The organism is Aerolutibacter ruishenii (genome assembly GCF_007830115.1).
Taxonomy (GTDB): Bacteria; Pseudomonadota; Gammaproteobacteria; order Xanthomonadales; family Xanthomonadaceae; genus Aerolutibacter; species Aerolutibacter ruishenii.
This window is the reverse complement of sequence record NZ_VLKP01000011.1, coordinates 67,585-85,117: the sequence shown is the minus strand read 5'-3', so window position 1 is coordinate 85,117 and position 17,533 is coordinate 67,585. Positions and strand designations below refer to the sequence as shown.

The window sequence follows — 17,533 nt, the reverse complement described above, 5'->3', positions numbered from 1 at the left end:
CCGGTCAGCCCTTGGCGCGGGCGGGCGTGGAGGTCGAAGCCGCGCTGGCACCTGTCTGCGGAGCCGGCGCCTTCACACCTTCGGCGGCCGGCTGCGTCGCAGGGCTCGCGCCTGCCTTCTCCGGGCCACCCTGCGCCTCCACGACTGTCGCGCCCGGGCGAAGCTTGCCGGTGCCGTCCACCACGACGCGATCGCCGGCGGCCAGGCCCTCGACGATCTCGGCGAGGCCATCGCGGCGCACGCCCACCTTCACGTCCGCGCGCTCGGCCTTGCCATCGGCGCCCACACGGAACACGTAACTCGCGTTGCCCACCTGCACCACCGCGATTTCCGGCAGCAGCAGCGCCTGGCGCTCGGGGCGGCTCAGCGTGACCTGCAGCAGCATGCCCGGGCGCAATGCGCGATCCGGATTGTGAAAATCGCCACGCACCACCAGTGCGCGGGTGGCTTCGTCCAGGCGCGAATCCACCGTGGCGACGGTGCCGTCAAAGGTGCGCCCCGGCCATGCCACGCTGGTGCCACTCACGCGCTGGCCCGACGCGACATGGCCCAGTGCCGCTTCCGGCACCGGAAAGTCCACGTAAACGCGCGAAGTGTCGTCCAGCGTGGTGATCACCGTGCCCGGGGTCACCAGTGCGCCCGGACTCACCTGGCGCAGGCCCAGCACACCAGAGAAGGGCGCGCGGATGACCCGGTCGCCCAGGTTGGCGCGGATCTGCGCGACGCGGGCATTGGCGGCGTCACGGGTGGCGCGCTGGCTGTCGAGCGAAGCGCGCGCGATCAACTGCTGCGCCGCCAGTTCCTCCTGGCGCTTGAACAGGCGCTGGGCCTCGTCGGCGCTGGCCTGCGCCTCGGCCAGGGCGGCCTGTTGCTGGCGCCCGCTCAGGGTCACCAGCGCCGCGCCGCGGGCCACCACGTCACCGCTGTCGAAGTGCACTGCGTCAACGGTCTCGCTGACCTTGGCGGTCACGGTGACCGATTCATGCGCCTTCACCGTGCCCAGGGCCTGCACCGTGTCGTTCCACGCCCGCGGCTGTACCACCGTGGTGGTGACCATCGTCGGCCGGTCGCCGCCGCCCTTGGCCGGCCCCTCCCCGTCGCCGCCACAGGCACTGAGGGTCAGGCCAAGCGCAAGGATGCAGGCGGCACGGAACAGGGGGCGAGAGTGCATTCGACAGGCCGGTATCGGGCAAGGGACCCCGATTCTAGTAGCAGGTTGTTAACGCACGCGTGGGCCAAAGGTTGACCCTGGCCGCATCCGCCAGAATCGGACAGGTACGGCGGCGGAATGACGGCGCGTGAACGTGGGCGGCCGTAGCCTCGCCCGGAACGGGACATGGCCCTTCGCGGGGCCCCATACCGTGTTCAAGGGCATCATGCCGGGACGGAGCCGGTCTCCGCCCATTCCTCAACCCCGCCCAACGCGAGGCCTCCATGATCCACGACAGCATCCTCGACACCATCGGCAGCACCCCGGTGGTGCGCCTGCACCGCATCGCCCCCCAGGGCATCGCGCTCTACGCCAAGGTCGAAGCCTTCAACCCCGGCGGCTCGGTGAAGGACCGCCTGGCCATCGCGATCATCCTCGATGCCGAGGCCCGCGGCCTGCTGAAACCCGGCGACACCGTGGTCGAGGCGACCTCGGGCAATACCGGCGTGGCCCTGGCGATGGTCTGCGCGGCGCGTGGCTACAAGTTCGTGGCGGTGATGACCGAAACGTTCTCGATCGAGCGCCGCAAGCTGATGCGCGCGTACGGCGCCAAGGTGATCCTGACCCCCGCCGCCGAGCGCGGCAGCGGCATGGTGCGGCGCGCGGAGGAACTGGCGAAGCAGCACGGCTGGTTCCTGGCCCGCCAGTTCGCCAATCCCGCCAACCCGGCGTACCACCGGCAGACTACGGCGGCAGAAATCCTGCGCGACTTCGCCGGCCGGCGGCTGGACCACTTCGTCACCGGCTGGGGCACGGGCGGCACCCTGACCGGCGTGGGCGAGGTGCTGAAAGTGGCACGGCCCGAGGTGCGGATCACCGCCTGCGAGCCCGCCGGCGCCGCAATGCTGTCGGGCAAGGAATGGCAGCCGCACAAGATCCAGGGCTGGACCCCCGACTTCGTGCCCGAGGTCCTCAATCGCAACGTCGCCGATGCGATCCTGCCGGTGGACGATGTGCTCGCGCGCGATACCGCGCGCCGGCTGGCGGCGGAGGAAGGCCTGTTCGTCGGCATCTCAGCCGGCGCCACCGTGGCCGCGGCGCTGGAGGTGGCACGCAGCGCCGAACCCGGCGCGGCAATCCTGGCGATGCTGCCCGACACCGGCGAGCGCTACCTCAGCACCTTCCTGTTCGAGGATGTGAACGAAGGCTCGGACGAAGACTGGCTGGCGAGCCTGCCCTGATCGCGACAGGCGCTGGATATCCGCCGCATCAAAGAAAAACGCCGGTCGCAAGACCGGCGTTTCCCGTGGCGCAACAGTGGCGAGGTCGCTTACGCGGCCTTCCACTCGCCCAGCGCCGCCAGGCCGTTGTCGCGGGCGCGCTCGTACACGGTCTGCTGCGCGGCCGCGTAATTGCCGACCATGTCCTGCGCCCACAGCTTCAGCGCGGCCTGCTGCATGGCGCGACCGTAGGAGAACGACAGCGGCCACGGCTTCGGGCCCATCTGGTTCATGGCGTTGAGGTGCGAGGTGGCCGCCAGGTCCGACTGGCCGCCCGACAGGAACACAATGCCCGGCAGGGTGGCCGGCACGGTGGCCTTCAGGCAGTGCAGCGTCGCGGCAGCCACTTCCTCCACCGAGGCCTGCTCGGCGCTGGTGGTGCCGGAGATCACCATCGAGGCCTTCAGGATGGTGCCCTCGAGCATCACGTTGTGCTCATGCAGCGAGGCGAACAGCGAACGCAGGGTCACTTCGGTGACGTCGTAGCAGGTGTCGAGGTCGTGGCTGCCGTCCATGATCACTTCCGGCTCGACCATCGGCACCAGGCCCTGTTCCTGGCACAGCGCCGCGTAGCGGGCCAGCGCGTGGGTGTTGGCGTCGATGCAGGTGCCCGACGGGGTCTCGTCGCTGATGTTGATCACCGCGCGCCACTTGGCGAAGCGGGCGCCGAGCTTGTAGTACTCCTCCAGGCGCGCGCGCAGGCCGTCCAGTCCTTCGGTCACCACTTCACCCGGGAAGCCAGCCAGCGGGAAGGTGCCCTTGTCGACCTTGATGCCCGGGAGGATCCCGTTGTCCATCATGACCTTGGTGAACGGCACGCCGTCCTTGGTCGACTGGCGGATGGTCTCGTCGAACAGGATCGCGCCGGAGATGTAGTCACCCAGCTTCGGGGCGGTCAGGAGCAACTCGCGGTAGGCGCGGCGGGTCTCCTCGGTGCACTCGATGCCGACGCCGTCGAACCGCTTCTTGCAGGTGGCGTTGGACTCGTCGATGGCGATGATGCCCTTGCCCGGGGCGACCATGGCCAGGGCGGTTTCTGCAAGCTGTTCGATGCTCATGGGATCCTGACGATGCGGGAGGGAAAGAACCGGGATTATAGCCCGCTCCTCCTCCCCACGTCCCGCCACCGCCGGCGCAAATCATTGGCAGGACTGGCGAAATATCCCCGGGCCCCGCCCCGCAGGCGCCGATGCGACCGCCAGGTTGAAGGCAACGGGCCGGGCAACGGGCCAGCACCGGCGAGCGCCCGACTGGGCTCCCGCCCCTGCGCTCCAGCCGCGGCCTAGAGTTCCCCCAGTCCCTGCGCGCCGCCGTCGGCCCCCACCTGCAGCAGGCGCAGGGTGTTGGTCGCGCCGTGCTGCTCCATCGTGTCGCCGCTGGTGAAGATCACCCGGTCGCTGGGCACCAGGAACCCCCCGTCGAACAGCTGGCGGACCGCGGCGCGCGCCGCGTCGCGCGAGGCCATGCCGCGGCTGTCGAAGGCGATCGGGGTAACACCCCGCATCAGTGCCATGCGCCGGCGGGCGTCGGCATGGCGCGACAGCGCGAACACCGGCGAGGGGGCGCGGAACCGCGACAGGAACCGCGCGGTGCCCCCGGATTCGGTCATCGTCACGATCGCGCGCACGCCGATGTGCTCGGACAGGAACATCGCCGCCATCGCAATGGCCTGGTCGGCCCGTTCCAGCCCCCGTTCGGCTTCCTCGAAGTCGGTGTCGTGGTTGAACTGCCGCTCGGCGCCCAGGCAGATGCGCGCCATCGCCTCCACCGCCTTCACCGGGTAGCGCCCGGCGGCCGATTCCTGCGACAGCATCACCGCGTCGGTGCCGTCGATGACCGAGTTGGCCACGTCCAGCACCTCGGCGCGGGTCGGGATGGGACTGTCGACCATGGATTGCAGCATCTGCGTGGCGGTGATCACCACGCGGTTGCGCGCCAGGGCCTCACGGATGATCTTCTTCTGCAGGCCCGGCAGCTCGGCGTCGCCGATCTCCACGCCCAGGTCGCCACGCGCGACCATCACCACGTCGCTGGCGTCGACGATCTCGGCCAGGTTCTCGATCGCCTCGGCGCGCTCGATCTTGGATACCAGCGCGGCCTTGCTGCCAGCCGCGCGCGCCACGCGCCGCGCCTCGTGCATGTCCTCGGCGGTACGGCAGAACGACACCGCAATGAAGTCCGCACCCAGTTCCGCGGCGACCGCGATCAGTTCGCGGTCGCGCTCGGTCAGGGCCCCCAGCGACAGGCCACCGCCCTGCTTGTTCAAGCCCTTGCGGTCGGACAGCGCGCCGTCATTGAGCACGGTGTTGACGATGCGATCGCCTTCCACCGCCTCCACCCGCAGTTGCATCATCCCGTCGTCCAGCAACAGCACGTCGCCCGGTTTCACGTCACCGGGCAGGCCCAGGTAGCTGACGCCCACTTCGTGCACGGTACCCGTCGGCGCATCGGCGCGCGCGACCAGATCGAAGCGGTCGCCGGCCCTGAGCTGCACCTTGCCTTCGGCAAAGCGCTCGATCCGGATCTTGGGGCCCGGCAGATCGGCGAGGATGCCGACCTCGCGACCGGCGCGACCGGCGGCTTCGCGCAGCGCGTGCGCGCGCGCAAGCTGCCCCGCCGGATCCCCGTGCGAAAAGTTGAGGCGGACGCAGTCCACGCCAGCGGCGAGCAGCGCGTCGAGAACGCCCGGCGCATCGGTGGCCGGGCCGAGGGTGGCGAGGATCTTGGTGCGGCGTAGCGTGTTGGGCATGTCAGACTTCCTTGGATGGATCCACGCTAGCACAGCGCTGCGACCGAACGGATTGAATACGTATGCCAATCGCCGACACGTCCCGGCCAACCCGACCCGCATTGGCGATGCTGGACGCGGGCACCGTACGCCTGCGTCCGCACCGTGCGGACGACCTGCTGGACTTCTTCGCGCTGTATTCGGACCCGCAGGTGATGCGCTACTGGAGCTTCCCGGCCTGGACCCACGTCGACCAGGCGCGCGAACGATTCGAAGGCGCGCTTGCCGGCGATGATCCGTCGAAGCTGCTGTGCTGGGCGGTGGCCGACGCGGAGCGTGATCGCCTGATCGGCGGCGTCACCCTGTTCGCGATCGATCCCGCGCAGGGGCGCGCGGAAATCGGTTACGCGCTGCATTCCTCGCAATGGGGCCGCGGGCATGCGCGCCATGCGCTGCGCGCGGTGCTGGACCACGCCTTCGGCGCGCTGGGGTTGCGCCGGGTGGAGGCGGACATCGATCCACGCAACCTGGCGTCGTGTCGGCTGGTGGAACGCCTGGGCTTCACCCGCGAAGGCCTGCTGCGCGAACGCTGGCAGGTGGGCGGAGAACTGCAGGACACGGCGTTGTACGGGCTGCTGGCGCGGGAGTGGTTTGCCGGACAGCGTTGAGCCAGTGCGCGTTGGGTGCGCGCCCGGATCATGGCACCCGGACCGCACACCCACTACGCGACGTGCACGTAGGTTCCCAGGCCGCCAGCAACATCGGAAGGTGCGTGGGAGTCATCGCGATGTGCAACGCCCCGGCCGCGTGCAGCTCCACCTCGCCGCCAAAGCCCCACAGCACGCCGATGCCGCGCATGCCGTGGTGGCGCGCGCCCTCGATGTCCATGTGGCGGTCGCCGATCATCACGCATTGCCCGGGCGCCAGCGCCAGCCGGCGCAGCGCCTCGCCGATCAGTTCCGGCTTGTGGCTGCGGCTGCCATCGGGCGTGGCGCCGATCACCTCCTCGAACAGGTGCCCGAACGGCAGGTGTGCGGCGATCTTGCGCGCGTGCGGCTCGTTCTTGGCGGTGACGATGGCCAGCCGATGACCGGCGGCATGCAGCGCGCGCACCGTCTCGTCGATGCCCGCGTAGACCGTGTGCTCCGCCCAGCCGTGGCTTTCGAAACGCTCGCGGTAGTGTTCCACCGCCTGCTCCACGCGGGCCGCGTCGTGCAGCAGCGGCGCGAAGCTGGTGCGCAACGACGGGCCGATCCAGCGTCGCAGTTCCTCGTCCGACGGCACCTCCAGCCCCATCCGCGTCAGGGCGTGCGCGACGCAGCGGGTGATGCCGACCTCGGAATCGATCAGCGTGCCGTCCATGTCGAAGAACAACGTCGGTCTGTCGTGTGCCATCAGGAGCCTTGGAGGTGAAACAACGCGGACCGGCCCGCACCGGCCCGCATGGGGCGACCGGGGTTGCACCGCGCGGTCGCCATCCGGCCTCAGCCGCGCGCCTTGAGCGCGGTGACCGCGGGCAGTTCCTTGCCTTCCAGGAATTCCAGGAACGCACCGCCGCCGGTGGAGATGTAGGACACGTCGCGCTCGATGCCGTACTTGTCCACCGCGGCCAGGGTGTCGCCGCCACCGGCGATGGAGAACGCCTGCGACGCCGCGATCGCGCGCGCCAGCGCCTCGGTGCCCTTGCCGAACGCGTCAAACTCGAACACGCCCACCGGACCGTTCCACACCACCGTGCCCGCCTTGGCGATCAGCGCGGCATAGGCAGCCGCGGTATCCGGGCCGATGTCGAGGATCATGTCGTCGGCGCCCACCGCGTCCACGGCCTTGACCGTGGCCGGCGCATCGGCGGCGAAGGCCGGCGCCACGACCACGTCGGTCGGCACCGGGATGTCGGCGCCACGGGCCCTGGCGTCGGCCATGATCTGCTTCGCGGTATCGAGCAGGTCCATCTCCACCAGCGACTTGCCGACCGAGTGCCCCATCGCCGCGATGAAGGTGTTGGCGATGCCGCCACCGACGATCAGCTGGTCGACCTTGCCCACCAGCGACGACAGCAACTCCAGCTTGGTACTGACCTTGCTGCCCGCGACAATCGCCAGCAGCGGCCGCGCCGGGTGCTCCAGCGCCTTGGCCAGCGCGTCGAGCTCGGCCATCAGCAGCGGGCCGCCGGCCGCGACCTTGGCGAAGCGGATCGCACCGTGGGTGGAGGCCTGCGCGCGGTGCGCAGTGCCGAAGGCGTCCATGACAAACACATCGCACAGCGCGGCGTACTTCTTCGACAGGCCCTCGTCATCGGCCTTCTCGCCGACGTTCATGCGGCAGTTTTCCAGCAGCACCAGCTGGCCCGGCGCGACTTCGACGCCATCGACCCAGTCCTTGACCAGCGGCACGTCGATGCCCAGCAGCTCGGACAGGCGCTTGGCCACCGGCGCCAGCGAATCGGCTTCCGACCATACGCCTTCCTTCGGGCGGCCCAGGTGCGAGGTCACCATCACGGCGGCCCCCTTCTCCAACGCCAGTCGCATGGTGGGCAGCGAGGCGGTGATGCGCTGCTCGGAGGTGATGCGGCCGTCCTCGATGGGGACATTGAGGTCTTCGCGGATCAGCACGCGCTTGCCGGCGAGATCGAGGTCGGTCATGCGGACGATGGACATGGTCGGTTCCATTGGGGCGATGGGGATGGGGCGCGGCACGATCCGGGCGATCGGCGCCGAGCCGGTTATTGTCCCGCCCGGCCTGTCCGGGGGCAAACGAGGCACCCCGATGGGTGCAAACCATTGCGCCACGAGGGTCGCGCACGGACACCCAACATTTGGTGTTGACTGGACAAGAAAACTCGATATCTTGTGGTCGTCGGTGCCGATCCTCGCGGGTCGGCTGAAAAGGGAAGCCGGTGAGATGCCGGCGCTGCCCCGCAGCGGTATGGGAAACGACCGCGGTCTTGGCACTGGGCCTCCTGGCCCGGGAAGCGACCGCCAGTAGGTGACGCACGGCGTCGTGTCCCGAGCCCGAAGACCTGCCGACAGCCGCGCGAAGCACACCGCGCGGTGACCGGCCAGGGAGTCCTCGGGGGAGGACGGTCGGTGTCGCGCCGCGCGGGCAGCCGCAGCGGTTGCCATGCGTCGACGCCCTGCGGCGCGATGCACGGCAGGATCCGTCCCGGTCCGCGCGACACCTCCGTAGCAGCCTGTGGATTGCCCGCCCGCGGGGGCGTTGGTCGTGCTGTCGGCGCCGCATTGCGGTGGCCGTCGACTGCCGTCCTTGCTCCCGTGTGCCGCCCTCCGTGGGAGAGGACGACAACCGTGCGCCCATGCACCGGAGCCACGCCATGACTGTTTCCCCGCCCGACGTCGTCATCGTCAACCAAGCCACCGACCACACGGCCAACGACCGCGCCACCGAGCTGGCCAGCGGCAACGCCGCCAGCGTCGAAGCGCCCTCGATCCGCGTCCACGATGCGGCGGCCGCCACCAGCACCCGCGACTTCGCCCTGACCCCGCCGGCCACCGCCTTCAGCATGGCGGTGACCAAACGCAGCGGCCACCGCGAACCAGTGGACCTGAACAAGATCGTGCGTGCGGTGGCACGCAACTGCGACGGCCTGCATGCGGTTGATCCGATGCGCGTGGCCACCCGCACCATCAGCGGCCTGTATGACGGTGCCAGCACCCGCGAACTGGACGAGTTGTCGATCCGCACGGCTGCACTGCTCACTGCCGAGGAGCCCGAATACGGCCGCCTGGCCGCGCGTCTGCTGGCACAGGTGATCGAAAAGGAAGTCGCCGGACTGGAGATCCACGCATTCTCGCAGTCGGTGCAGTACGGCCACGAACTGGGACTGATCAACGACCGTCTGCTGGCCTTCGTGCAGGCGAATTCGCGCAAGCTCAACGACGCCATCGATCCGACGCTCAACCGCCTGTTCGACTACTTCGGCCTGCGCACCCTCTACGACCGCTACCTGCTGCGCCACCCTACCTTGCGCACGGTGATGGAGACGCCGCAGCAGTTCTTCCTGCGCATCGCGTGCGCGCTCAGCGCCGACGTCGGCGACGCCCTGGCGCTGTACCGGCGCATGGCGCAGTTGGATTACATCCCCAGCTCACCCACGCTGTTCAACGCCGGCACCACGCATGAGCAGCTGTCCAGCTGCTTCCTGCTGGACTCGCCCGAGGACTCGCTGGAGAGCATCTACAAGCGCTACATGGACGTGGCCAAGCTGAGCAAGTTCAGCGGTGGCATCGGCCTGTCGTACACGCGCATCCGCTCGCGCGGCTCGCTGATCCGCAGCACCAACGGCCTGAGCAACGGCATCGTGCCGTGGCTGAAGACGCTGGATTCGTCGGTGGCGGCAGTGAACCAGGGTGGCAAGCGCAAGGGCGCGGCCTGCGTATACCTGGAACCGTGGCACGCAGACGTGGAGGAGTTCCTCGAACTGCGCGACAACACCGGTGACGAGGCGCGGCGCACCCACAACCTCAACCTCGCCAACTGGATCCCGGACGAGTTCATGCGCCGGGTCGAGGCCGATGGCCTGTGGTCGCTGTTCGACCCGCACAAGGTGCCGCAGCTGACGGACCTGTGGGGCCACGCCTTCGACCAGGCCTACCGTTCCGCCGAAAAGGCGGGACAAGCGGTAAAGCAGGTCAAGGCGCGCGAGCTGTACGCGCGCATGATGCGCACGCTCGCGCAGACCGGCAACGGCTGGATGAACTTCAAGGACAAGTCCAACCGCGCGTGCAACCAGACCCTGCGCGACGGCAACGTGGTGCACCTGTCCAACCTGTGCACCGAGATCCTGGAGGTGACCTCGCAGGACGAGACCGCGGTCTGCAACCTTGGCTCGATCAATCTTTCGCACCACGTGGTCCTGTTTGCCGACGACACCGGCAACGCAACCCAGGGCCCCGTGGACGATGCCACCGGCCAGCGCGTCGCGGGTGTCTTCGACTTCGAAAAGCTGGCCGAGACGGTGCGCCTGGCCGTGCGTCAGCTCGACCGGGTCATCGACCTGAACTTCTACCCGATCGACACCGCGCGCAATGCCAACCTGAAGTGGCGCCCGGTGGGCCTGGGCACGATGGGCCTGCAGGACGTGTTCTTCAAGCTGCGCCTGCCATTCGATTCGGCCGCGGCGCGCAAGCTGTCGCGCGATATCGCCGAGACGATCTACTTCCACGCGTTGACGGCATCGAACGAGCTGGCGCTGGAACACGGGGCACACCCGGGCTTCGGCGACACCCGTGCCTCGCAGGGGGAGCTGCAGTTCGATGCATGGGGCGGGGCACCGGACACCGCACTGGACTGGGACGGCCTGCGCGCGCGGGTCAAGGCGCACGGCCTGCGCAACTCGCTGCTGATCGCGATCGCGCCGACCGCCACGATCGCCTCGATTGCGGGCTGCTACGAATGCATCGAGCCGCAGGTGTCCAACCTGTTCAAGCGCGAAACGCTGTCGGGCGACTTCCTGGTGGTGAACCGCTACCTGGTGCAGGAACTGAAGGTACTGGGCCTGTGGACGCCGGAACTGCGTGATGCGATCAAAGTGGCCGAAGGCTCGATCCAGGGCGTGGACGCCATTCCCGAATCGCTGCGCAATGTCTATCGCACCGCATGGGAACTGCCGATGCGCTCGCTGATCGACATGGCCGCCGAGCGTGGCGCGTTCATCGACCAGAGCCAGTCGCTGAACCTGTTCATCGAGAGCCCGAACATCGGCCAGCTGTCCTCGATGTACATGTACGCGTGGAAGCAGGGGCTGAAGACCACCTACTACCTGCGCTCGCGTCCGGCCACGCGCATCGCCAAGACCACGGTGAGCAGCGCGGGCACCGCCGCGCCCACGCCGGAGTACACCCCGGGCGAAGCCGTGGCCTGCTCGCTGGAGAACCCGGAAGCCTGCGATGCCTGCCAGTAGCCCCCACGTTGGGCGCCCCAGGCGCCGCCGTCCGCCCGGCGGTCACCCGAGCGCCGACCCGCACACCGAACGCCAAGGAACGCCCATGTCCGCTCAGCCCACTGCCCCGCGCCTGCTCGACCCCGGCTTCGACCTGACCCTGCGGCCGATGCGCTACCCGCAGTTCTACGAGATGTATCGCGACGCGATCCGCAACACCTGGACCGTGGAGGAGGTCGACTTCTCGCTGGACGTCAACGACCTCAAACACAAGCTCGGACCGGCCGAACGCCACCTGATCGAGCGGCTGGTGGCGTTCTTCGCCACCGGCGACAGCATCGTGGCCAACAACCTGGTGCTGAACCTGTACCAGCACATCAATGCGCCCGAGGCGCGCATGTACCTGTCGCGCCAGCTGTACGAGGAAGCGCTGCACGTGCAGTTCTACCTCACCCTGCTCGACACCTACCTGCCCGATCCGGTCGCGCGCGCCAAGGCATTCGCCGCGGTGGAGAACATCCCCTCGATCCGCACCAAGGCCGCGTTCTGCTTCAAGTGGATTGACTCCATCCAAGGCCTCAAGCGGGTCGAGACGCGCGAGCAGCGCCGCCAGTTCCTGCTCAACCTGATCTGCTTCGCCTGCTGCATCGAGGGCCTGTTCTTCTTCGCCGCCTTCGCCTACGTGTACTACCTGCGCTCGCGTGGGCTGCTGCACGGCCTGGCCTCCGGCACCAACTGGGTATTCCGCGACGAGAGCTGCCACATGGCCTTCGCCTTCGAGGTGATCCGCACCGCGCGCGTCGAGGAGCCCGGCCTGTTCGACGAGGAACTGCAAGGGCTGGTGATGCGGATGCTGGAAGAGGCGGTGGAGTGCGAGATGCAGTTCGCCGAGGACGTGCTGTCCGGCGGCGTGGCCGGCCTGTCGCCGCGCGACATGCGCCAGTACCTGCAGTACTGCGCCGACCAGCGTCTGGCGCAGCTGGGCCTGGCCAAACACTTTGGCGCCAGCAACCCGTTCGCGTTCATGGACCTGCAGGACGTGCAGGAGGTGACCAACTTCTTCGAACGGCGGGTCTCGGCCTACCAGGTGGGGGTGGAAGGCGAGGTGGCGTTCGACGCGGCGTTCTGAGCGGCGCCGGGCCGGGGCCAACCGGCCAACCGGCCAACCGGCCGCTGCCCCTCAAGCGGGCTCCGACCGGACCGGGGGAGCCCAGGCCTGGCGGGACGGTGCACGCCAAGGTAGGGGGCGAGACCGCCCCCCGCGTTGTGAAGGTAGGCAGGGCCCCGGCTGACAGGCCATGTCGCCGTGGGCTCCGGTAGATCTGCGCCGCCTGGAACTTCGGGGAGGCAGGCGCAGTACGGCGGTAACGCCGTTGTCGGACTCCGCCGGAGGCGGCTGCCCGACGTGACCCCCTACACGGCCGTGGGGCGCTGGGCGGCAGGAAGCTCGCCCGCGTCGGAGGGACATCGACGTTGTTGGGCCAGGATGGCGGGGAACCGGCGGGACGCCGGCGGACGGGCGGCAGGGATGCCGCTGCCCCTTTTCCCGCAGGTCAGCGGGCCGGCCCCACCACCGGCAGCCCCAGCGAACGCGCGCCCACGCCGCCATTCAACCCCAGTCCATAACGCAGGCTCTGGCCGATGCGTTCGGCGTAATGGTTGAACTGGGTCGCATCATCCGGGGACAGCACCTCGGCGGTGGTCTCGCGCCACAGCGCCAGCCACTGGTCGAAGTGCTCGTGGCGGATCGGATGCCCGTGGTGCCTGGCCATGGGGTTGCCGCGGTACGTGCCGTGCTTGAGCACCACCGATGCCCAGAACGAGGTCAGCGTGCGCTGGTGGTCGTCCCAATCGTGCACGGCGGCGTTGAACACCGGCCCGAGCTCCGGGTGGCGGCGCACCTTGGCGTAGAAGCGGTCGACCAGCAGCGCGATGCGCGCTTCGTCCAGCCAGACGGTGTCGTTCATGCGGAAACGGTCCTGCGTGGCGGCGCCTGTCGCGGCGGGATGCGCGGGACGCCATGGCCATTCTACGAAGAAGCCCCGCGGGTGCGGGGCTTCCGGGGTGCTGCAGTCAGCGGGCGTTGCGGCTTACTTGCCGGCGATGACCTTGACCATCTCCAGGCACTTGTTGGAGTAGCCCCACTCGTTGTCGTACCAGCTGACCAGCTTGACGAAGGTGCCGTCCAGCGCGATGCCGGCATCGGCGTCGAAGATCGAGGTGCGCGCGTCGCCGCGGAAATCGGTGGCCACGACCTTGTCCTCGGTGTAGCCCAGGATGCCCTTCAGCGCGCCTTCCGACTGCGCCTTCATCTCCGCGCAGATCTCGGCGTAGGTGGCTGCGTTCTCCAGCTCGACGGTCAGGTCAACGACCGACACGTCCGAGGTCGGCACGCGGAACGACATGCCGGTGAGCTTCTTGTTCAGCTCCGGGATCACCACGCCCACGGCCTTGGCGGCACCGGTGGACGACGGGATGATGTTCTCCAGGATGCCGCGGCCACCGCGCCAGTCCTTGTTGGACGGGCCATCGACGGTCTTCTGCGTGGCGGTGGCGGCGTGCACGGTGGTCATCAGGCCGCGCTTGATGCCCCACTTGTCGTTCAGCACCTTGGCGATCGGCGCCAGGCAGTTGGTGGTGCACGAGGCGTTGGAGACGATGGCCTCGCCGTTGTACTTGGCGTGGTTCACGCCGTACACGAACATCGGCGTGTCGTCCTTGGACGGGGCCGACAGCAGCACCTTCTTCGCGCCGGCATCCAGGTGCTTCTGCGCCGTGGCCTTGTCCAGGAACAGGCCGGTGGACTCGATGACCACGTCGGCGCCGACGTCGCCCCACTTCAGGTTGGCCGGGTCGCGCTCCTGGGTCAGGCGGATCTTCTTGCCGTTGACGATCAGGTTGCCGCCGTCGACCGACACGTCGCCTTCAAAGCGGCCGTGCACCGAGTCGTACTTCAGCATGTAGGCCAGGTAGTCCGGCTCCAGCAGGTCGTTGATGGCCACGATCTCGATGTCGTTGCCGAAGTTCTGCACGGCCGAACGCAGCACGTTGCGGCCGATGCGGCCGAAACCGTTGATACCAACCTTGATCGCCATTACCGGGGCTCCTGAGTGGGGCGAGCTTGAGAAACCGTCATTTTACCCCATCCCGCCGCCCCCTGCCCCGCGGCACGAGGCGCTCGCGCACGCGTAGCAGCCCCCGCAACAACACGATTTGACCCATGTCAAACAAGCACTTGACGATGATCAAGCGAGCGTTTGACCCGCTGCGGACAATGACGGCAACGAGTTTCCCACGTCATCTCCCACAGAGGTTTGCACATGAAGTTCCGCACATCCGCCCTTGCGCTCGCCCTCGTCCTCGGCGGCGCCGCCACCCCGGCCCTGGCCCAGTCCGCCGGCACCTGGACTGTTGGCATCGGCGCGCACCAGGTCAACCCGAAGTCCGACAACGGCAAGCTTGCCGGCGGCACGCTGCCGGTCGAGGTGGACAGCGACATCCGTCCGACCATCACCGGCGAATACTTCATCCGCGACAACCTCGGTATCGAGGTGCTGGCCGCACTGCCGTTCCAGCACGACATCGCCATCAAGGGCCTGGGCACCGTGGGCGACACCAAGCACCTGCCGCCGACCGTGTCGCTGCAGTATCACTTCGGCCAGGGCAAGGTGAAGCCGTTTGTCGGCGCCGGCATCAACTACACCAAGTTCTTCAGCGAGGACGCCTCCGGCGCGCTGGAGGGCTCGAAGCTGGAACTGGACGCTTCGTGGGGCCTGGCCGCGCATGCCGGCATCGACTTCAAGGTTGGCGAGAAGGGCGCGATCCGCGTGGATGCGCGCTGGATCGACATCGACACCGACGTGAAGCTGGATGGCCAGGACCTGGGCACGGTCAACATCGACCCGCTGGTGTACGGCGTCGCCTACGTGTTCTCGTTCTGATGCAGCGGCCCTGACCAAGGTCAGGGCTGCCATGACGGGCCATGTCCGATACCCTTGCGGACATGGCCCGTATTCTTTTTGTTCCCGGTACCCAGGCGCTGGCCGCATTGGCCCTCGCCACACTGGTCGCCCTGCCCGCCCCCGCCCTGGCGTGGAGCGCGATGGGGCACCGCTTGGTCGCGGCACTCGCCGATGACGAATTGACCGACGCGGCGCGCAGCCAAATCAAGGGACTGCTCGCAGACACCGGGCAGCAGGAAGGCGAAGGCCCGCTGCAAGGCGAGACCGGCATGCTGCTACCCGCCATTGCCACCTGGGCCGACGAACTGCGCGCAAACGACCCGGAGTTGGGCCGCCGCAGCAGCCCATGGCATTACGTCAACCTGGGCGAGCATGCCTGCCTCTACGAGGTCGCGCGCGATTGTCCGCAGGGAAACTGCGTGGTCGCGGCCATCACCGCACAGACGGCCATCCTGGCCGACCGCACGCGCGACCGCGCCGAACGCGCCCAGGCATTGAAGTTCGTGGTGCATTTCGTGGGTGATGTGCACCAGCCCATGCACGCCGGCTACGCCCACGACAAGGGCGGCAACACGGTGCAGGTGCGGTTCAACGGACAAGGCACCAACCTGCATTCGCTATGGGACGGGCGCCTGCTGGAGTCGGCGGGGCTGGACGAGGCGGGCTATCTGGCGCACCTGCGTACATTGCCGGTGGCGGTGCCGCTGCCGGCACGGGCCCTGCCACCGACCAGCGCCGAATGGGCGCAGCAGGCCTGCACCATTGCCACGCAGCCGGGCGTGTACCCGAACGGCGCCAAGCTGCCTGCCGATTACGCCGACACCTGGCGACCGCTGGCCGAAGAGCAGTTGCGGCGCGCAGGCACCCAGTTGGCACTGCTGCTGAATGCCGCGCTGACGCCCTGATCGGCCTCAGCAGTTGGAGACGCAGCGACCGTCCGCGGAGTCCAGTACTTCGCGGGCCCGGGCCTCGGTGCTGACCATGCCGGCTTCGCGGCCCAGTTGCAGTGCCGCATCCCGCTCCAGTCCGCCGTGGCGGGCCATGGCGATCGACAGCAGTCCGCCAACGCGGTTGCCCGATGCGCAATGCACCACCACTGGCCCCTTGGCCTGCTGCAGCAACGTCCACAGCTTGTCGGCATTCTCGGCGGTGAGGTCGCCCGCACCCGCCACCGGGATCTGGTGGTAGGCCATACCGGCGGCGCGCACTTCGCCGGCCTCGTCGCGGCCCGCGAGTTCGGCGTCGGGGCGCAGATTGATCACTGTGCCCACGCCGGCAGCCGCCATCGCCCCCCAGGCGTCGGCGGTGGGCTGGCCGCCGGTGTACAAGCCCGGACTCGGCTGGCGCAGCCCCGCGAGTTGGGGACCGGCCACCGACTGGCCGCCCACCGCCCCGGCAGCGGCCGGCGCGGTGCTGGCGACGGTGTCCGGCGCGGAGGAACAGGCCACGGTCAGTGCGGCCGCCAACAAGCCAAGTGTTACGACACGAAGGTTCATTCGATGGGTCATGGCATTGTCTCCTGCACGGCCGGATTTGCCGTGGATTCTACTGCTGCGCGCCAAGTTGCTGCCGGGTCCAGCGCACGATGTCCGACGCGCCCATTGCACCCGCCTGCCGCGCCAGCTCCCGGCCCTGCTGGAACAGGGCGAGGGTCGGAATGCTGCGGATGCCGAATTGCTGGCCCAGCGTCGGCTCGTTCTGGGTATTCACCTTGGCAAGGCGCACGCGCGGCTCCAGCAGCTTCGCTGCCTGTTCGAACTGCGGCGCCATCACCTGGCACGGTCCGCACCACGGCGCCCAGAAGTCCACCAGCAACGGCAGCTCGCTGCGCGTGTAATGCGTGGCGAAGTGGTCCACGCCCAGCTCGACGGGGTGGCCGTCGAACAGCGCGCGGTGGCAGCGCCCGCATGCCGGCGCTTCGCCCAGGCGCTCCGGCGGCATGCGGTTGAGCGCATGGCAGCGCGGGCAGGCGATATGCATCCCCTCGCTCATGACCCTGCCTCGAAACTCTTGTCGCCCAGCAATGTGCGGCCATGGGCATCCCTGACCGTCACGTCCACCTCGATGCCGTGGCGCACGCTCTGGGTCACCGTGCAGAAGTTCTCGAACTGGTCGAGGATGCGCTCCAGGTGCTGGTAGTCCTCGTTGCCTTCGGGCAGTTGCAGGGTGACGAAGGCCTTGGGGATGCGCAGGCGGCCATCGGCGTTGCGCGACGGCGTGGCGGTGATCTCCGCGCGCAGCGTACCGGGCTGGTTCTTGTACTTGCGCAGCGCGAACAGCAGGCTCGCGCTCAGGCAGTTGGCAATGCTGGCCAGCAGCAGGCGCGAGGGCGTTGGGCCGCGGTCATGGCCCAACGGCGAGTCCTCGTCGGCCAGCAGCGGCTCCAGCGACGTCTCGTCGAAATGGATGCGGAACGCGTAGTCGCGGTCCTGCTCCAGCGTCAGGCGGATGGGGGATTCGGCGCTCATCGAGGTTCTCCTTGTGGGAACACGCACTTCATTCGCAGGGCGTCCA

At 68.6% G+C, this 17,533-nt stretch carries 16 protein-coding genes and 1 riboswitch; of the genes, 6 read left to right on the top strand and 10 right to left on the bottom strand.

The genetic code is table 11. The features are described 5' to 3' along the window. Positions 1-4: 4 nt before the first annotated feature. Entirely contained in the window at positions 5-1,171 is a 1,167-nt protein-coding gene (locus tag IP93_RS12830) for an efflux RND transporter periplasmic adaptor subunit (RefSeq protein WP_144816318.1), read from the bottom strand. Between the two features lie 263 nt (positions 1,172-1,434). Here IP93_RS12830 and cysK point away from each other — a divergent pair, with 263 nt between their 5' ends. Further along, positions 1,435-2,391, top strand: a complete 957-nt coding sequence (cysK, locus tag IP93_RS12825) for a cysteine synthase A (protein WP_144816316.1) — start codon at positions 1,435-1,437, stop codon at positions 2,389-2,391. An 89-nt stretch (positions 2,392-2,480) separates the two neighbouring features. Here the strand turns inward: cysK and IP93_RS12820 are convergent, their stop codons facing one another. Next, on the bottom strand, positions 2,481-3,488 hold the full coding sequence (locus tag IP93_RS12820; protein WP_144816315.1) for a class I fructose-bisphosphate aldolase: 1,008 nt from the start codon (positions 3,486-3,488) through the stop codon (positions 2,481-2,483). 224 nt (positions 3,489-3,712) lie between these two features. Further along, positions 3,713-5,179 (bottom strand): pyruvate kinase, encoded by a 1,467-nt coding sequence (gene pyk / locus IP93_RS12815; RefSeq protein ID WP_144816313.1) that lies wholly within the window; start codon positions 5,177-5,179, stop codon positions 3,713-3,715. Between the two features lie 62 nt (positions 5,180-5,241). Between pyk and IP93_RS12810 the strand changes: the two genes are divergently transcribed. Continuing rightward, a complete protein-coding gene (locus IP93_RS12810) occupies positions 5,242-5,826 on the top strand; it encodes a GNAT family N-acetyltransferase (RefSeq protein WP_242006863.1) in 585 nt (194 codons plus the stop codon). Positions 5,827-5,854: 28 nt separating this feature from the next. Here the strand turns inward: IP93_RS12810 and IP93_RS12805 are convergent, their stop codons facing one another. Continuing rightward, positions 5,855-6,553, bottom strand: coding sequence for an HAD family hydrolase (locus IP93_RS12805; protein ID WP_144816311.1), 699 nt, complete (start codon positions 6,551-6,553; stop codon positions 5,855-5,857). Positions 6,554-6,642: 89 nt separating this feature from the next. Then, a complete protein-coding gene (locus IP93_RS12800) occupies positions 6,643-7,815 on the bottom strand; it encodes a phosphoglycerate kinase (protein ID WP_144816309.1) in 1,173 nt (390 codons plus the stop codon). A 183-nt stretch (positions 7,816-7,998) separates the two neighbouring features. Next, positions 7,999-8,199, top strand: a riboswitch (cobalamin riboswitch). Between the two features lie 479 nt (positions 8,200-8,678). On the opposite strand from IP93_RS12800, the gene IP93_RS12795 reads away from it, so the two are divergent. Continuing rightward, positions 8,679-11,078 carry a ribonucleoside-diphosphate reductase subunit alpha gene (locus IP93_RS12795; RefSeq protein WP_144816409.1) on the top strand — a complete coding sequence of 800 codons (2,400 nt, stop codon included), beginning with the start codon at positions 8,679-8,681 and terminating at the stop codon, positions 11,076-11,078. Positions 11,079-11,163: 85 nt separating this feature from the next. After that, entirely contained in the window at positions 11,164-12,186 is a 1,023-nt protein-coding gene (locus IP93_RS12790) for a ribonucleotide-diphosphate reductase subunit beta (protein WP_144816307.1), read from the top strand. A gap of 424 nt (positions 12,187-12,610) precedes the next feature. On the opposite strand, the gene IP93_RS12785 is transcribed toward IP93_RS12790, so the two are convergent. Beyond that, positions 12,611-13,024 (bottom strand): group III truncated hemoglobin, encoded by a 414-nt coding sequence (locus IP93_RS12785; RefSeq protein ID WP_144816305.1) that lies wholly within the window; start codon positions 13,022-13,024, stop codon positions 12,611-12,613. 123 nt (positions 13,025-13,147) lie between these two features. Beyond that, positions 13,148-14,152 carry a type I glyceraldehyde-3-phosphate dehydrogenase gene (gap, locus tag IP93_RS12780; protein ID WP_144816304.1) on the bottom strand — a complete coding sequence of 335 codons (1,005 nt, stop codon included), beginning with the start codon at positions 14,150-14,152 and terminating at the stop codon, positions 13,148-13,150. Between the two features lie 225 nt (positions 14,153-14,377). Between gap and IP93_RS12775 the strand changes: the two genes are divergently transcribed. Both IP93_RS12775 and IP93_RS12770 read left to right on the top strand, forming a co-directional pair. Then, a complete protein-coding gene (locus tag IP93_RS12775) occupies positions 14,378-14,998 on the top strand; it encodes an OmpW/AlkL family protein (protein ID WP_144816302.1) in 621 nt (206 codons plus the stop codon). Positions 14,999-15,159: 161 nt separating this feature from the next. Beyond that, complete coding sequence (locus IP93_RS12770) at positions 15,160-15,924, top strand: S1/P1 nuclease (protein WP_242006865.1); 765 nt, start codon at positions 15,160-15,162, stop codon at positions 15,922-15,924. Positions 15,925-15,930: 6 nt separating this feature from the next. Here the strand turns inward: IP93_RS12770 and IP93_RS12765 are convergent, their stop codons facing one another. Genes IP93_RS12765 through IP93_RS12755 form a run of 3 tightly spaced genes read right to left on the bottom strand, consistent with a single transcriptional unit; the run spans position 15,931 to position 17,487 of the window. Beyond that, a complete protein-coding gene (locus IP93_RS12765; RefSeq protein WP_144816300.1) occupies positions 15,931-16,527 on the bottom strand; it encodes a protein tyrosine phosphatase family protein in 597 nt (198 codons plus the stop codon). Positions 16,528-16,564: 37 nt separating this feature from the next. Beyond that, positions 16,565-17,011, bottom strand: a complete 447-nt coding sequence (gene trxC / locus IP93_RS12760; RefSeq protein WP_144816298.1) for a thioredoxin TrxC — start codon at positions 17,009-17,011, stop codon at positions 16,565-16,567. Continuing rightward, positions 17,008-17,487 carry an OsmC family protein gene (locus IP93_RS12755; protein ID WP_144816296.1) on the bottom strand — a complete coding sequence of 160 codons (480 nt, stop codon included), beginning with the start codon at positions 17,485-17,487 and terminating at the stop codon, positions 17,008-17,010. The genes trxC and IP93_RS12755 overlap by 4 nt, the downstream gene beginning before the upstream one ends. Positions 17,488-17,533 lie beyond the last annotated feature (46 nt).

What these genes read in the sequence shown, in the direction of transcription:
- IP93_RS12830 (WP_144816318.1), bottom strand. Translation starts at nt 1,171, where the DNA reads ATGCACTCTCGCCCCCTGTTCCGTGCCGCCTGCATCCTTGCGCTTGGC.
- cysK (WP_144816316.1), top strand. Translation starts at nt 1,435, where the DNA reads ATGATCCACGACAGCATCCTCGACACCATCGGCAGCACCCCGGTGGTG.
- IP93_RS12820 (WP_144816315.1), bottom strand. Translation starts at nt 3,488, where the DNA reads ATGAGCATCGAACAGCTTGCAGAAACCGCCCTGGCCATGGTCGCCCCG.
- pyk (WP_144816313.1), bottom strand. Translation starts at nt 5,179, where the DNA reads ATGCCCAACACGCTACGCCGCACCAAGATCCTCGCCACCCTCGGCCCG.
- IP93_RS12810 (WP_242006863.1), top strand. Translation starts at nt 5,242, where the DNA reads ATGCCAATCGCCGACACGTCCCGGCCAACCCGACCCGCATTGGCGATG.
- IP93_RS12805 (WP_144816311.1), bottom strand. Translation starts at nt 6,553, where the DNA reads ATGGCACACGACAGACCGACGTTGTTCTTCGACATGGACGGCACGCTG.
- IP93_RS12800 (WP_144816309.1), bottom strand. Translation starts at nt 7,815, where the DNA reads ATGTCCATCGTCCGCATGACCGACCTCGATCTCGCCGGCAAGCGCGTG.
- IP93_RS12795 (WP_144816409.1), top strand. Translation starts at nt 8,679, where the DNA reads ATGGCGGTGACCAAACGCAGCGGCCACCGCGAACCAGTGGACCTGAAC.
- IP93_RS12790 (WP_144816307.1), top strand. Translation starts at nt 11,164, where the DNA reads ATGTCCGCTCAGCCCACTGCCCCGCGCCTGCTCGACCCCGGCTTCGAC.
- IP93_RS12785 (WP_144816305.1), bottom strand. Translation starts at nt 13,024, where the DNA reads ATGAACGACACCGTCTGGCTGGACGAAGCGCGCATCGCGCTGCTGGTC.
- gap (WP_144816304.1), bottom strand. Translation starts at nt 14,152, where the DNA reads ATGGCGATCAAGGTTGGTATCAACGGTTTCGGCCGCATCGGCCGCAAC.
- IP93_RS12775 (WP_144816302.1), top strand. Translation starts at nt 14,378, where the DNA reads ATGAAGTTCCGCACATCCGCCCTTGCGCTCGCCCTCGTCCTCGGCGGC.
- IP93_RS12770 (WP_242006865.1), top strand. Translation starts at nt 15,160, where the DNA reads ATGGGGCACCGCTTGGTCGCGGCACTCGCCGATGACGAATTGACCGAC.
- IP93_RS12765 (WP_144816300.1), bottom strand. Translation starts at nt 16,527, where the DNA reads ATGACCCATCGAATGAACCTTCGTGTCGTAACACTTGGCTTGTTGGCG.
- trxC (WP_144816298.1), bottom strand. Translation starts at nt 17,011, where the DNA reads ATGAGCGAGGGGATGCATATCGCCTGCCCGCGCTGCCATGCGCTCAAC.
- IP93_RS12755 (WP_144816296.1), bottom strand. Translation starts at nt 17,487, where the DNA reads ATGAGCGCCGAATCCCCCATCCGCCTGACGCTGGAGCAGGACCGCGAC.